The 13,489-nt window shown below is 70.8% G+C and carries 13 protein-coding genes; 7 read left to right on the top strand and 6 right to left on the bottom strand.

The genetic code is table 11. The annotated features are described in order from the left end of the window. Positions 1-291 precede the first annotated feature (291 nt). The 4 genes from WA675_RS05890 to WA675_RS05875 are packed head-to-tail and all read right to left on the bottom strand — an operon-like array spanning position 292 to position 4,257. Positions 292-1,137, bottom strand: coding sequence for a heme ABC transporter ATP-binding protein (locus tag WA675_RS05890; protein WP_336082574.1), 846 nt, complete (start codon positions 1,135-1,137; stop codon positions 292-294). Continuing rightward, positions 1,134-2,252 (bottom strand): FecCD family ABC transporter permease, encoded by a 1,119-nt coding sequence (locus WA675_RS05885; protein WP_336082572.1) that lies wholly within the window; start codon positions 2,250-2,252, stop codon positions 1,134-1,136. Before WA675_RS05885 ends, WA675_RS05890 begins: the two co-directional genes overlap by 4 nt. Further along, positions 2,249-3,262 (bottom strand): heme/hemin ABC transporter substrate-binding protein, encoded by a 1,014-nt coding sequence (locus WA675_RS05880; RefSeq protein WP_336082570.1) that lies wholly within the window; start codon positions 3,260-3,262, stop codon positions 2,249-2,251. The genes WA675_RS05885 and WA675_RS05880 overlap by 4 nt, the downstream gene beginning before the upstream one ends. 17 nt (positions 3,263-3,279) lie before the next feature. Continuing rightward, a complete protein-coding gene (locus WA675_RS05875) occupies positions 3,280-4,257 on the bottom strand; it encodes an aldo/keto reductase (protein ID WP_336082568.1) in 978 nt (325 codons plus the stop codon). Between the two features lie 230 nt (positions 4,258-4,487). On the opposite strand from WA675_RS05875, the gene WA675_RS05870 reads away from it, so the two are divergent. From WA675_RS05870 to WA675_RS05850, 5 genes are all read left to right on the top strand, one after another. Then, positions 4,488-5,417, top strand: coding sequence for an undecaprenyl-diphosphate phosphatase (locus WA675_RS05870; protein ID WP_336082841.1), 930 nt, complete (start codon positions 4,488-4,490; stop codon positions 5,415-5,417). A 31-nt stretch (positions 5,418-5,448) separates the two neighbouring features. Beyond that, positions 5,449-6,165 (top strand): histidine phosphatase family protein, encoded by a 717-nt coding sequence (locus WA675_RS05865; RefSeq protein ID WP_336082566.1) that lies wholly within the window; start codon positions 5,449-5,451, stop codon positions 6,163-6,165. A gap of 50 nt (positions 6,166-6,215) precedes the next feature. Beyond that, positions 6,216-6,803, top strand: a complete 588-nt coding sequence (locus tag WA675_RS05860; RefSeq protein WP_336082565.1) for a DUF3090 domain-containing protein — start codon at positions 6,216-6,218, stop codon at positions 6,801-6,803. A gap of 5 nt (positions 6,804-6,808) precedes the next feature. Further along, the gene (locus WA675_RS05855) at positions 6,809-7,606 is read left to right on the top strand and encodes an SCO1664 family protein (RefSeq protein ID WP_336082564.1); all 798 of its coding nucleotides are present in this window, start codon (positions 6,809-6,811) and stop codon (positions 7,604-7,606) included. A gap of 77 nt (positions 7,607-7,683) precedes the next feature. Next, positions 7,684-7,950 (top strand): hypothetical protein, encoded by a 267-nt coding sequence (locus tag WA675_RS05850; protein WP_336082563.1) that lies wholly within the window; start codon positions 7,684-7,686, stop codon positions 7,948-7,950. A gap of 55 nt (positions 7,951-8,005) precedes the next feature. Here the strand turns inward: WA675_RS05850 and WA675_RS05845 are convergent, their stop codons facing one another. Next, on the bottom strand, positions 8,006-8,860 hold the full coding sequence (locus WA675_RS05845; RefSeq protein WP_336082562.1) for an alpha/beta fold hydrolase: 855 nt from the start codon (positions 8,858-8,860) through the stop codon (positions 8,006-8,008). After that, on the bottom strand, positions 8,857-9,276 hold the full coding sequence (locus WA675_RS05840) for a helix-turn-helix domain-containing protein (protein ID WP_336082561.1): 420 nt from the start codon (positions 9,274-9,276) through the stop codon (positions 8,857-8,859). Before WA675_RS05840 ends, WA675_RS05845 begins: the two co-directional genes overlap by 4 nt. A gap of 221 nt (positions 9,277-9,497) precedes the next feature. Between WA675_RS05840 and mshC the strand changes: the two genes are divergently transcribed. Both mshC and WA675_RS05830 read left to right on the top strand, forming a co-directional pair. Continuing rightward, the gene (mshC, locus tag WA675_RS05835) at positions 9,498-10,736 is read left to right on the top strand and encodes a cysteine--1-D-myo-inosityl 2-amino-2-deoxy-alpha-D-glucopyranoside ligase (RefSeq protein WP_336082560.1); all 1,239 of its coding nucleotides are present in this window, start codon (positions 9,498-9,500) and stop codon (positions 10,734-10,736) included. Positions 10,737-10,893: 157 nt separating this feature from the next. Further along, a complete protein-coding gene (locus tag WA675_RS05830) occupies positions 10,894-13,485 on the top strand; it encodes a heavy metal translocating P-type ATPase (protein ID WP_336082558.1) in 2,592 nt (863 codons plus the stop codon). Positions 13,486-13,489: the final 4 nt, after the last annotated feature.

The following is a 13,489-nucleotide window of genomic DNA, read 5'->3' as shown; positions in this document are numbered from 1 at the left end:
GGACCGGACCAAGCGGTTCTCCACCACCGCGGTTGGGGTAGGGGAGTGTGGTTGGTACGCCACCCAACTCCGTCAGGAAATAGGCGAGAAACCATCATCTGCCAGAGTCATATCGGTCGTGTTCGGGTTGGAAGAACCAAATCCAACATCATGCTACGTAGATATGCGCATCTAAGTATATAAAACCGATCTCCTGCTCCACACTGAACGAGCACCTACAAGCCACAAAAACAGCTTGGACGGCGGGGGGCCGTCCCGCCGTCGAAGCCGTGGTGGGGACGCTGGTGCGTGTCAGTCGCGACGGCGCTCGGGGAGGACGAGCTGGGCGCCGGTGTCGGGGTGGTCGAAGACATCGACCGGGTGGCGGTACACGGCGGTGAGGAGTTCGTGGGTGAGGACCGTGCGGGGTGGGCCGTCGGCGGCCACACGTCCGGCGTCGAGGACGGTGACGCGGTCGGCGTAGGCGGCGGCCACGCCGAGGTCGTGGACCACCACCACGACGGCGGATCCCGCGGTGGCGCGGTCGGCGGCCAGGCGCAGGACGGCTTCCTGGTGGCCGATGTCGAGGGCGGCGGTGGGTTCGTCGAGCAGGACGGTGGCGGTGTCCTGGGCGAGGACGCGGGCCAGGGCGACGCGGGCGCGTTCGCCGCCGGACAACGACGGGAACGGGCGGGTGGCCAGGTGGGTGACATCGGTGGCCGCGAGCGCGGCCGCGATGAGGGCGTCGTCGCGGCCGGCGGCGGCGGTGTGCAGCCAGGGGGAGCGGCCCATGGCGACGACCTCGCGCGCGGTGAACGGGAAGCCGACGGCGTGGGACTGGGGCAGCACGGCGCGGCGGCGGGCCATGTCGGCGTGCGACCAGTGGGTGAGCGCGTGGCCTTCGAGTTTCACCGTGCCGGTGCTCGGTTCGAGTTCCCCGGCGAGGGCGGCGAGCAGACTGGACTTTCCCGCCCCGTTGGGGCCGACGAGGGCGACGATCTCGCCCGCGGCGACCTGGAAGTCGACATCGTCGAGCACGGTGCGGTGGCCACGCCGCACGGTGAGCCCGGTGGCGCGCAGCGTGATGGTCCCGGGTTCGGGTCGGGCGGGGACGTCCGGGGTGCGGGCGAACAGGGAGCGCCAGGAGGTGTCGGTCATCCCCAGCCTCCTGCCCTGGCCCGGGTGCGGCGCAGCAGCCAGAAGAAGAACGGGCCGCCGATGAGTGAGGTGAGCATGCCCAGCGGGAGGTCGGCGTTGTGGACCAGGGTGCGGGCGAGCACGTCGGCACCGAGCAGCACTACGGCGCCCAGGATGGCGCTGAGCGGCACGAGCACACGGTGTCCCGGCCCGACCATCATCCGGACCAGGTGCGGCACGATGAGCCCGACGAACAGGATGATGCCGCTGAAGGCGACACCGGCGGCGGTGAGCACGGCGACGATCACGATGACCTGCCTGCGCAGCCGTTCCACGTCGACGCCGAGGTGCCGGGCGGCCGAATCGCCGAGGGCGAGCAGGTCCAGCTTCGGGGCGACGAGGACGGCGGCCAGGACGCCGGTGGTGGCGAGGGTGGCGACGATGCCGACGGCGGGCCAGGTGGCGCCGTTGAGGCTGCCGAGCTGCCAGAAGACGATCTGGTCGCGGGCGGCGGGCGAGGCGACGAACAGCAGTAGCGCGATGAGTCCACCGGCGAAGGCGTTGATGGCGACGCCGGTGAGGATCAGCGTCACCACTTCGGTACGGCCGCCGGATCTCGACAGCAGATACACCAGGGCGGTGGTCAGCAATCCGGCCAGGAACGCGGCGGCGGCGACCGACCAGGCGGCGACGAACGCGCCGCCGATCACGATGACGGTGCCCGCGCCGACTGCCGCGCCCGCGGAAACCCCGATGACGCCGGGTTCGGCGAGCGGGTTGGCGAAGACACCCTGCAGCAGCGCGCCCGCGGTCGCCAGCGCGGCACCGACCAGGACGGCCAGGGCGACGCGGGGGAACCGGACTTCCCAGAGCGTGACCTCGCCCGCGGGGTGGGCGGGCATCGGGCCGAGATCGAGGCCGAGGCGGTGCGCGACGCTGCCGAGGACTTCGGCGGCGGTGGTGGGGACCTGGCCGAGGACGGACGAGACGAGGGCCAGGATGACCAGGGCGAGCAGTGCGAGCGCGAAGACGACGGTGACGCGGGTGGCCCGGAGCCGGGGGGAGGGCAGTGGGTCGGGCGTCGCGTCGGTGATGCGCGGGGCGTCCGAGGGTTTGCTCAGGTCGGCTTCGTTCATGCGGGTTTGCCGTAGACCGCGTCGGACAGTGCGGTGATGACGCGGCCGGTGTTGGGGCCGAAGCTGAGGATGACCGCGTCGGACATGTCGACGACGCGGCGGTTGCGTCCGGCGGGGGTTTGCGCGATGCCGGGGACCTGCTCGAGTCCGTCGACGCCGCCGACGGATTTCAGGCCGTCGGACATGACGAGCAGGACGTCGGGGGCGGCGGCGATCATGGCTTCGCTGGTGATGGTGACGAAGGGTTCGTCCACCCCGGCGGCGGTGCCCGCGTCGATGCCGCCGAGGGCGGTGATGAGCGAGTCGGCGCCGGAGCCGCGTCCGGCGATCATGGTGATCGCGGTGCTGCGCAGGTACAGGAACGCGATCTTGGGTGGCGGGTCCTGGTGCGGGACGGCGGCGGTGGCGGTGGCGATCTCGTCGCGGGTGCGCTGGCCGAGTCGGGCACCGGCGTCGGGGACGCCGAGGGCGTCGGCGACGGCCTGGATCTGCGGGACGACGCCGTCCATGCTGCGGTCGGGGTCGAAGTAGACGACGGTGACGCCCGCGGCGCGCAGTTGTTCGCGGACGGCGGGTGCGGCGCTGGTGGTGTCGGTGAGGAATACCGAGGGGCGCAGGGCGAGGACGGCTTCGACGCTGAGGCTGCCGTTGCCGCCCGCCACGTTGGTGACGTGGGCGACGGCGGGGAAGGACGCCGAGGTGCTGCGGCCGACGAGGTGGTCGCCCAGGCCGAGGGCGTAGACGGTCTGGGCGAGGGTGCCGTAGCGGTCGACGGCGATGATGCGGGAGGCGTCGGTGACGGTGACGTCGCTGCCGTCGTAGGACTTCACCGTGACGGGGAGCTGCGGGGTGGGGGTGCCGCCGACGGGGACCGGGTCGAGGTCGGCGAGCTGGGCGGTGGCCGGGCCACCGGAAATGGCAGTCGATGCAGAATTGCTCCCGGTGCAGGCGACGGCGCCGGTGAGCACCGTCGCCGCGAGCATCGCTGTCAGCAGACCACGCAGTTTCATGCAGGTAAGGCTAGCCATCATTCGGAACGGGCGCTCACATCGTCCAGGGCCGCGGCGATCGCGCGCGGCAGTTCCAGGGTCTCGGCGGCCAGCACGCCGGTGAGCTGACCGATATCGCGCGCGCCGACGATCATGCTGGTGATGCCGGGCCGGTCCCGGATCCAGGCCAGCGCCACCGCCAGCGGGGAGGTGCCGAGGCCGTCGGCGGCGGTGACCAGGGCGTCGACCACCCGCACGGCCCGTTCGTCGTCGAGCCTGCGCCGGATCTCGGCCGCGGTGGACTCGTCGGCGCCCCGGGAGTCGGCGGGCACCCCGTCACGGTACTTACCGGTGAGGACGCCCCCGGCCAGCGGCGCGGAGGCGATGGTGCCCACGCCGTGGTGGCGGGCGGCGGGAATCACATCGGTCTCGGTGCTGCGCGCCAGCAGCGAGTACGGCGTCTGGGCCGCGGTGATCGGCGCGATGGCGGCGAGGCTGGCCAGCTGCCAGGCCGCGAAGCCGCGCACCCCGGCGTAGCGGGTGCGTCCGGTGCGTACGGCGGTGTCGATGGTGGCCGCGACCTCGTCGAGGGGGGTGTAGGGGTCCCAGGCGGCGATGCTCCAGATGTCGAGATGGTCGGTGCCCAGTTCGAGGAGGGTGCGGTCGAGTTGCTCGAGCAGGGTGCGGCGGGAGGTGTCGATGACCGGGCCGACCGCCGCGGGGGCGGGCACGGTGTCGCCGACGCCCCTGCCGGGCGGGTGCAGGACCACGCCCGCGCAGCCGCTGAGCACCAGGTCGTCCCGGGAGACCAGGTCGCCGAGCAGGTCGGCGAGGATCTGCTGGGCCGCGCCGTCACCGTAGATCGGGGAGGTGTCGACGAGCGTGCCACCGGCCTCGGTGAACGCCGCCAACTGCACCGCTGCCTCGTCGGCGTCGGTATGTGTGCCCCAGGTATGTGTCGCCAACCCGAACCGCGACACCCGAAGTCCGCTGCGTCCCACCGTTCGCTGTTCCATCACCGCGCCCGCGCTTTCGTCACGGCGACCAGACTAAGCGCACACCGCGGTGTCACCCGCGGACGACCCGCACTCTCAGCAGATCCCTAGGTGGGCGGGCGGCGACGGGACCCGGCGGCGGGTAGGGTCGCTGCGAGGTCGCGGCCGTCGGTGCCGCAGGAGCAAGCAAAAGCCCAGGAGGACGCGGTCTTTCGGGCGTGAGGCAGCAGGAGGACGTGGTGGGCGAGTCGATGACCTGGATTCAGGCATTGATACTCGGGCTGGTGCAGGGGCTCACGGAGTTCCTACCGGTGTCCTCGTCGGGGCATCTGCGCATCGTCTCGGCCGTGTTCTTCGGTTCGGACGCGGGCGCGTCGTTCACCGCGGTGACCCAGCTCGGGACCGAGCTGGCGGTGCTGGTGTATTTCGCCAAGGACATCAAGCGGATCGTGATCGCCTGGTTCACCACGCTGGGTATGCGGCTGCGGGAGCGTTCGCAGGAGGCGGTGCCGGTCGGTGACCGGGTGACCACGAAGCTGCCGGTGATGGATCGCAGCGCGCGCGAGGCGCACGAGCGGGACGCGCAGCGGGAGCTGGACTACCGGATCGGCTGGTACGTGATCATCGCCACCATCCCGATCGGTGTGCTGGGTTTCCTGTTCAAGGACGAGATCCGCACCGGTGCTCGGAATCTGTGGCTGGTGTCGTTCATGTTGATCGCGTTCGCGCTGGTGATCGCCGCGGGTGAGCATTTCGGCAGGAAGGAACGTCCGATCGAGAAGCTGACCACCCGGGACGGTCTGGTGATGGGTCTGGCGCAGTGCCTGGCGCTGATTCCGGGTGTCTCGCGGTCGGGCGCGACGTCGACGGCGGGTCTGTTCCTCGGTCTGGAGCGGGAGGCTGCGGTGCGGTTCTCTTTCCTGCTGGCGATTCCGGCGGTGACGGCGTCGGGCCTGTTCAGCCTGCCGGACGCGTTCGAGCCCGCCGGTGAGGGGTTGAACGCGAGTGGTCCGCAGCTGCTGGTGGCGACGATCCTGGCGTTCGTGGTGGGGTACGCGTCGGTGGCGTGGCTGCTGAAGTTCGTCAGCAAGCACTCGTTCTACTGGTTCGTGGGGTACCGGATCATCCTGGGCCTGGTGGTGATGGGCCTGCTCGCCGCGGGCGTGGTCTCGGCGACCTGAGCCGGGCCGTGCTGATCGCTAGGCTGGTCTCATGACGGTGATCCTGCTCCGGCACGGAGTGTCCACGTCGAATGTCGGGCGGACCCTGGCGGGCCGGAGTCCCGGTGTCGAGCTCACCGAGCGCGGCGCCGAGCAGGCCGCCGCGGTGGCCGACCGGCTGGCGACGCTGCCGATCGAACACATCGCGAGTTCGCCGCTGTTGCGCTGTCAGCGCACGGTGGCGCCGCTGGCGGAGAAGCTGGGGCTGGAGCCGGACTGCGACGAGCGGCTGATCGAGGTCGACTACGGCGAGTGGACGGGTCGCCCGATCGGGGAGTTGCTGACCGAGCCGCTGTGGAAGGTCGTGCAGGCGCACGCCTCGGGGGCGGTGTTCCCGGGTGGGGAGGGGCTCGCGCAGGTGCAGCAGCGGGCGGTGGCCGCGATTCGTGACATCGAGCGCACGTTGGCCGAGCGTGCCGGGCGGGATGTGTTGTGGCTGGCGTGCGCGCACGGCGACGTCATCAAGTCGATCCTGGCCGACGCGCTGGGTCTGCATCTGGACGGTTTCCAGCGGATCGCGGTGGAGCCCGCCTCGATCAGTGTGGTGCGGTACGGGCCGATGGGTCCGTCGGTGTGGAAGTTCAACGACACCGGCGCGGATCTGTCGGCGCTGGCGGGGGTGGCGCCCGCGCCGTTGGCGCCCGGTGGCGAGGTCTCGGTGGCGGCGGGCGCGGATAATGGGAATGCGGGGCACCGCGATTCTCCTTAGAGGGAGGGTGTTCGTGAGTGTCGAACAGGGTCACGTATCAGGAGGTGCAGGTGTCACGCGCAATCCATGTCTTTCGCACCCCCGATCGTTTCGTCGCCGGGACTGTCGGTGAACCGGGCGATCGTTCGTTCTACCTGCAGGCTGTGCAGGAACCGCGCGTGGTCAGCGTGCTGCTGGAGAAGCAGCAGGTGAAGGTGCTCGCCGACCGGATGGGTTTGTTGCTCGATGAGGTGGCGCGGCGTTTCGGTGCCGAGGTGCCGCCCGAGGGCGACGATGTGCGCGATGTGGCGCCGTTGGTGACACCGATCGATACCGAGTTCCGGGTGGGCACCATGGGTCTGGGCTGGGATGCCGACGCGAACGCGGTGGTGGTGGAGTTGCTGGCGATCACCGAGACCGAGGTGGACGAGTCGGTGGTGCTCGACGACACCGAGGAGGGTCCGGACGCGGTACGGGTGTTCCTGACGCCGATCCAGGCGCGGGAGTTCGCGTTGCGGTCGGCGCGGGTGATCGCGGCGGGCCGTCCACCGTGTCCGCTGTGTGGGGAGCCGTTGTCGGCGCGCGGGCACATGTGTGTGCGGACCAACGGGTACAAGCGGGGCGAGATCTTCGGCGCGGCCGAGCTCGACGAGGAGTGATCGAGGTGGGGCCACTGACCGAGGGTGAGCTCGAGATCGTCGGGCGGGTCGGCGTGGCCAGCAATCTGACGCTGGTGTGTGAGATCGCGGCGCCCGAGCCCGATGGCGCGCCGTTGCGGGTGGTGTACAAGCCGGTGCGCGGGGAGCGGCCGCTGTGGGATTTCCCGGACGGCACGCTGGCGGGGCGGGAGGTGGCGTCGTATCTGATCTCCGAGCAGCTGGGCTGGGGTGTCATTCCGGAGACGGTGTTGCGGGAGGGGCCGTTCGGGCCGGGGATGGTGCAGCGGTGGGTGACGTCGGTGGATCATCGCGGTGGGGCGGCGCCGCGCCCGGATCTGGTGGATCTGTGCGCGCCGGGGACGGTGCCCGCGGGGTTCTGTGAGGTGTTGCGCGCGCTGGACGGGGAGGGCAACGAGGTGTCGCTGATCCATGCCGATGATCCGCGGTTGCAGCGGATGGCGGTGCTGGATCTGTTGCTCAACAACGCCGATCGCAAGGGCGGGCACGCGCTGGAGGGGGTGGACGGGCAGGTGTACGGGGTCGATCACGGGATCTGCCTGCACGCCGAGCCGAAGTTGCGCACGGTGTTGTGGGGGTGGGCGGGGTCGCCGGTGCACGCGTCGCTGGTCGCCGATATCACCGCGTTCGCGGCGAATCTGCCGGGTGCGGTGGCCGATTCGCTGGCGCCGCATATCACCGATGCCGAGATCAGCGCGTTGACCGAGCGGACCAAGGCGCTGCTCGAGCATCCGGTGATGCCGGTGCCGAATTCGGCGCGCCCGATTCCCTGGCCCGCGTTCTGAGGTCTGTTCGCTGGTCAGGGCCGGTGCTAGTGTGCTCCAAGCACTTTCGTCACCCACGCAAGATCAGAGGAAATTACATGTCGACTCGTTCGATTGTCACCACGTCCGCGGCGGCGCTGCTGCTCACCGGAGCGGTCGCCGCGGTGGCCGCGCCCGCGCAGGCGTTCCCGGCCGGCTGGTGGTCGGAGAAGACCTTCGTGTGCACCGCGACCGATCTCAGTGGCGCGCCGCTGCCGGATGTCACGGTGGAGGCGGCCGATCAGGTCGGTGCCTCGTTCTACGCGCTGCCGCAGTTCGGCCCGGATGTCGACGGCGCCAACGTGCAGTGCTACGAGCAGCCGTAATCGGTTGACGCTGAGCGAGGTGTCGCCGCTCCCGACGCGCGGCGACACCTCGTTGTCAGTGGGGGTTGTTGTCCCGCAGGAAGTTCCGGATAGTCGTGGTCTGGCCGAGGATGGCGTGCCCGACGCCGGGCAGGAGCTGGATCTCGGCGTGCGGGAGGTGCGCGCGGGCCAGGTCGGCGGTGCGCGCGGAGTCGAAGAGTACGTCGTTCTCGCCGACGATTATCAGGACCGGGATGTCCACCGTCGAGAGTTGCTCGGGATGAAATCGGGGGAGTCGTCCGGTGCGCGGGGAGAAGTGGCTGAAGGTCAGCTCCACGTCGTCGAGGATCGCTTCCACCGCCGGATCGTCACCGAGGCCCAGGCCCACCCGGGCGGCTTCGCGCACGTTGTACCGGCCGAGCAGCCGCAGGGCGAGTCCTTTGAGTAGCCAGCCGTAGCGGTGTTTGCCCAGTCCGCCGGGGCACAGCAGTACGAGGTTGCCGACGCGGCCCGGGCGGCGCACGGCGAAGTCCAGGGCGCTCCAGCCGCCCAGGGACATGCCCACGAGGTCGACGGTGTCCAGGCCGAGGCCGTCGAGGACGTCGGTGAGCCAGCGGGCGGGGGCGTCGCTGTCGAGCGGGAGCCGGATGGGGGCGCTGAATCCGGGTTCGCCGGGCAGGTCGACGGCGTAGACGCGGTATCGGGTCGACCAGTCGGTGATGTCGCCGCGCCAGGCGCTGGTGTTGGCGCCGGAGCCGTGGAGCAGGACCAGGGGTGGGGCGTCGGTGGGTCCGCAGGCCAGCACGAAGGTCTCCCCGGCGCCGGTGGGGACGCGGAGTTCGTCGTGCGGGACGGGCCAGGCGTCGAGGTGGGCGCGGTAGCGCGCTTCGATGGCGTGGCGGCCGGTGTCGGAGGTGTAGATGGTGGTCATGAGCTGAGGACTCCGTCGATGTAGTCGAGCAGGCGGGCGGTGTCGGCCAGGGCGCCGAGCACGATGACTTTCATGCGGGCCCGCTGGGGGTCGTAGGCGGTTTCCACGCGCAGGGCGGGGCCGCGGGTGGCCGCGGTGGCGGTGAGCAGGGTGCTGATCCGGTCGGCGGTGGTGCGGTCGAGGCCGTCGATCTCCACGACGCAGGTGGTCTCGGCGTGGCGGCCGGTGGGGGCTGCCTGCGGGGGTGTGCTGATCGGTAACCCGGTGAAGGTCTCGAGGTCGTCCTGGGTGATGCGGTACTGCTTGCCGATGCGGGCGGCGGGCAGTTTGCCGTCGCGGACGTAGCTGCGCACGGTGCGCACGTGCAGGCCGAGGAGTTCGGCGACCTGTTCCACCGAGTAGAGACGATCAGTCATGAAACTACCCTAAAGGAATGTATGAATACGTATCAATAGGGATGTTTGCGTAATTCCCGCTCGTCGGGTGTCGTGACGAGCGGTTCTGCGTGAACGCAACCCTTGACGGGTCCGCCCGAACACGTTTGTGTGCAGGTAGCGGGCCGCGCCGTGACCCCGCGAGCAACCGCATGACCCGGCCCGCGGGTCGGGCACCACAGCCGGGGCTCTACCCTCGAATCATGCAGTCCTGGTCCGATATCGCCCTACCGACCGTCCCCGGAACAGGGCCGCCGTTGCGGTTGTACGACACCGCCGATCGCCAGGTCCGCCCGGTCACCCCCGGCGCGACCGCGAAAATGTATGTCTGTGGCATCACCCCCTACGACGCCACCCACCTCGGTCACGCCGCCACCTATCTGACCTTCGACCTGGTCAACCGCCTGTGGCGCGACGCCGGGCACGACGTGCACTACGTGCAGAACGTCACCGATGTCGACGACCCGCTCTTCGAGCGCGCCGCCCGCGACGGGGTGGACTGGCGTGATCTGGGCAGCTCCGAGATCGACCTGTTCCGCGAGGACATGACCGCCCTGCAGGTGCTGCCGCCGCGGCACTACATCGGCGCGATCGAGTCCGTCGACGAGGTGGTCGAGCTGGTACAGAAGCTGCTCACCGCCGGTGCCGCCTACACCGTCGACGACGCCGAGTTCCCCGACATCTACTTCCGCACCGACGCCACCGAGCAGTTCGGCTACGAGTCCGGCTACGACCGCGCCACCATGGACACCCTGTTCGCCGAGCGCGGCGGCGACCCCGACCGCCCCGGCAAGCGCGACACCCTCGACGCCCTGCTGTGGCGGGCGGAGCGTCCGGGCGAACCGTCGTGGCCCGCGCCGTTCGGTGCCGGGCGGCCCGGCTGGCACATCGAGTGTGCCGCGATCGCGCTCAACCGCATCGGGACCGAGTTCGACGTGCAGGGCGGCGGCTCGGACCTGATCTACCCGCACCACGAGTACTCGGCCGCGCACGCCGAGGCCATCACCGGCGCGCGCCGCTTCGCCCGCCACTACGTGCACGCCGGGCTGATCGGGCTCGACGGCGAGAAGATGTCGAAGTCCAAGGGCAATCTGGTGCTGGTGTCGAAGCTGCGCCGCTCCGGGGTGGACCCGGCCGCGATCCGGGCTGGCCTGTTCGCCGGGCACTACCGGCAGGACCGCATGTGGACCGACGAGGTGCTCGGCACCGCCCAGGCGCGCCTGGACCGCTGGCGCGAGGCCGTCTCGCTCACCGCGGGTCCCTCCGCCGCGGACACGCTGGCCCGGCTGCGTCAGCACCTGGCCGACGACCTGGACACCCCGAAGGCGCTGGACGCGATCGACAACTGGGCCGAGCAGGCCATCGCCTACGGCGGCACCGACACCGAGGCTCCGGCGCTGGTCCGCACCGCGGTCGACGCGCTGCTCGGCATCGCTCTCTGACCCGGTCCACGGAAGCGGTACCCGGCTACCGGCAGGCCGGGTGACCGGTCCGCGTTCGGCACGTCCGTGACCAGCGCGAATCCGAGATCATCGCCCGGTACCCTCGCGAGAGGCGCCCGGCGCTGCCGCGCGCCCCACCGGCGATGGGAGCGGCGCGATGGGCGAACGGGACACATCGGCAACCACGGTGCTGCACGTCGGCGGCCAGCTGCGGCCCAGCTCCCATGGTGTGCTGACCGCCGGGCTCCGGCATCGCCCCGGTGTCCTCGCGGTCGAGGCCAACCCGGTCGCCCAGACCGCCACGGTCACCTACGACCCGTCCCGCACCTCGGTCGCCGAATTGCGCACCTGGGTCCGTGACTGCGGCTACCACTGCGCGGGCCGCTCGGTCCCGACCCACCTGTGTGACCCCCTGAGCGAACCGTCCGGGCACACCCCGGCCGCCGGAAGCCCGCACCTCCGACACCACACCACTGCTGCCGGGCCGCCGGACAGCGGTGACACCACTGACCCGGCCACGCCCCAACCGACAGCAGCGCACCCAGGCTCCCTGCACCACTCGCCTGACAGCTCACCAGCACACCCCGGCGCTGTGCGACACGAGCCAGACGGCGCACCAGCACACTCCGGCGCCGCGTCCACGCCGGGGGCGCAGGTGGGCGACGCGAAGTCCCCTGACCCCGACGACGCCCACACCGAGCACGACGCCATGTCCCACGGGCACGCCTCGATGTCGATGGACAGCATGGCCCGCGACATGCGTAACCGTTTCCTGGTCGCCCTCGTGTTCTCCACTCTGGTGATGCTGTGGTCGCCGATGGCCACCCACATGCTCGGTCTGCATCTGCCGGTCCCGTTCGGGCTGCGCGCCGATGTCTGGATGCTGCTGCTGAGTCTGCCGGTGATCGGCTACTCGTCGACGATCTTCTTCACCGGCGCGATCCAGGCTCTGCGGGCGCACACCCTGGACATGATGGTGCTGGTCTCGGTCGGTATCGGGACCGGCTGGCTGTACTCGCTGGCGGTGACGCTGACCGGTGGCGGTGAGGTGTTCTATGAGGCCGCCACCATGCTGGCCACGTTCGTGCTGCTGGGGCACTGGTTCGAGATGCGGGCGCGCAGCGGCGCCGGGGACGCGGTGAGCAGCCTGCTGGATCTGTCGCCGCCGCGCGCGGTGGTGGTGCGCGACGGCGCCGAGGTGGAGATCCCTACCGCCGAGGTGGCTGTCGGGGATGTGCTGGTGGTGCGGCCCGGTGCGCGGGTCCCGGTCGACGGGACGGTGCTGGCGGGGTCCGGTGATGTCGACGAGTCGATGGTCACCGGGGAGAGCTTGCCGGTGCCCAAGCAGCCGGGGTCGACGGTGATCGGCGCGACCATCAACACCACCGGCAGTCTGCGGGTGCGCGCGACCAAGGTCGGCGCCGATACCGCGCTGGCGCAGATCGTGGAGTTGGTGCAGCAGGCGCAGAATTCGAAGGCGCCCGGTCAGCGGCTGGCCGACCGGGCCGCGTTCTGGCTGACCCTGGTGGCGTTGCTGGGCAGCCTGGCGACGCTGGGGGTGTGGCTGCTGCTGGGGGCGTCGTTGAGCGAGGCGGTGCTGTTCGCGATCACCGTGGTCGTGGTGACCTGCCCGGACGCGCTGGGGTTGGCCACGCCGACGGCGATCATGGTCGGGACCGGGCTGGGCGCGAAACGTGGTGTGCTGTTCAAGAACGCGACCGCGCTCGAATCCGCGGCCCGCATCGATGTGGTCGTGATGGACAAGACCGGCACGCTCACCCGGGGCATGCCGGAGGTGACGGCACTGGTCACCGCACCGGGCTCCGACACCGCCGAGGTGCTGGCGCTGGCCGCCGCCGTCGAACGCGAGTCCGAGCATCCTCTCGCCGAGGCGGTCGTCGGGTACGCGAAAGAGCAGGGCGCGGCGGAACTGTCGGCGACCGGCTTCCGCACTGTGCCGGGCCGCGGTGCGACGGCCACCGTCGACGGGCACCGGGTGCTGATCGGCAACCCCGCGCTGCTGGAGGACGAACACATCACCCTGGGCGACCTCGCCCAACGGCGGGAGGAGCTGGCCGCGGCCGGGCACACCGCGGTCCTGGTCGCCGTCGACGGCACCGCGGCCGCGGTGATCGCGCTGGCCGACGCGCCGCGCCCGAGTTCGGCGGCCGCGGTGGCCGCCCTGCACGAGCTCGGTGTCGGCGTGGTCATGCTGACCGGCGACAATCGGGCCACCGCCGAACGCATCGCCGCCGATCTGGGCATCGACACCGTGATCGCCGATGTGCTGCCCGGTGACAAGGCCGACCGGGTCGCGGAATTGCAGGGCTCGGGCAAGAAGGTGGCGATGGTCGGGGACGGGGTCAACGACGCGCCCGCGCTGGCCCGCGCCGACCTGGGGATCGCGATCGGGGCGGGCACCGATGTGGCGATCCAGACCGCGGATGTGGTGCTGATGCGCTCGGATCCGTTCACGGTGTCCACGGCGCTGCGGATCGGGCGTGGCACGGTGCGCAAGGAACGCCAGAACCTGGCCTGGGCGGTGGGTTACAACGGGATCGCGTTGCCGATCGCGGCGGGGGTGTTCGTGCCGTGGGGATTGACGATGCGCCCGGAGATCGCGGCCATGGCCATGTCGGGGTCGAGTCTGATCGTGGCGCTCAACGCCCTGCACCTCAAACGGCTCGCGCTGCCCGAACCGCCCGCGCATCCGGTCGAGTCGCCTCCGCGTGCGCGGGTGAGGTTCTAGATTC

The organism is Nocardia sp. SSK8 (assembly GCF_037034205.1).
Lineage (GTDB): Bacteria > Actinomycetota > Actinomycetes > Mycobacteriales > Mycobacteriaceae > Nocardia.
The sequence above is the reverse complement of the archived record's forward strand: the minus strand, read 5'-3'. Positions and strand labels throughout refer to the sequence as shown.

Excerpts from the sequence above, each read along its gene's own strand:
- WA675_RS05890 (WP_336082574.1), bottom strand. The coding sequence starts at position 1,137 with ATGACCGACACCTCCTGGCGCTCCCTGTTCGCCCGCACCCCGGACGTC.
- WA675_RS05885 (WP_336082572.1), bottom strand. The coding sequence starts at position 2,252 with ATGAACGAAGCCGACCTGAGCAAACCCTCGGACGCCCCGCGCATCACC.
- WA675_RS05880 (WP_336082570.1), bottom strand. The coding sequence starts at position 3,262 with ATGAAACTGCGTGGTCTGCTGACAGCGATGCTCGCGGCGACGGTGCTC.
- WA675_RS05875 (WP_336082568.1), bottom strand. The coding sequence starts at position 4,257 with ATGGAACAGCGAACGGTGGGACGCAGCGGACTTCGGGTGTCGCGGTTC.
- WA675_RS05870 (WP_336082841.1), top strand. The coding sequence starts at position 4,488 with ATGACCTGGATTCAGGCATTGATACTCGGGCTGGTGCAGGGGCTCACG.
- WA675_RS05865 (WP_336082566.1), top strand. The coding sequence starts at position 5,449 with ATGACGGTGATCCTGCTCCGGCACGGAGTGTCCACGTCGAATGTCGGG.
- WA675_RS05850 (WP_336082563.1), top strand. The coding sequence starts at position 7,684 with ATGTCGACTCGTTCGATTGTCACCACGTCCGCGGCGGCGCTGCTGCTC.
- WA675_RS05845 (WP_336082562.1), bottom strand. The coding sequence starts at position 8,860 with ATGACCACCATCTACACCTCCGACACCGGCCGCCACGCCATCGAAGCG.
- WA675_RS05840 (WP_336082561.1), bottom strand. The coding sequence starts at position 9,276 with ATGACTGATCGTCTCTACTCGGTGGAACAGGTCGCCGAACTCCTCGGC.
- mshC (WP_336082560.1), top strand. The coding sequence starts at position 9,498 with ATGCAGTCCTGGTCCGATATCGCCCTACCGACCGTCCCCGGAACAGGG.
- WA675_RS05830 (WP_336082558.1), top strand. The coding sequence starts at position 10,894 with ATGGGCGAACGGGACACATCGGCAACCACGGTGCTGCACGTCGGCGGC.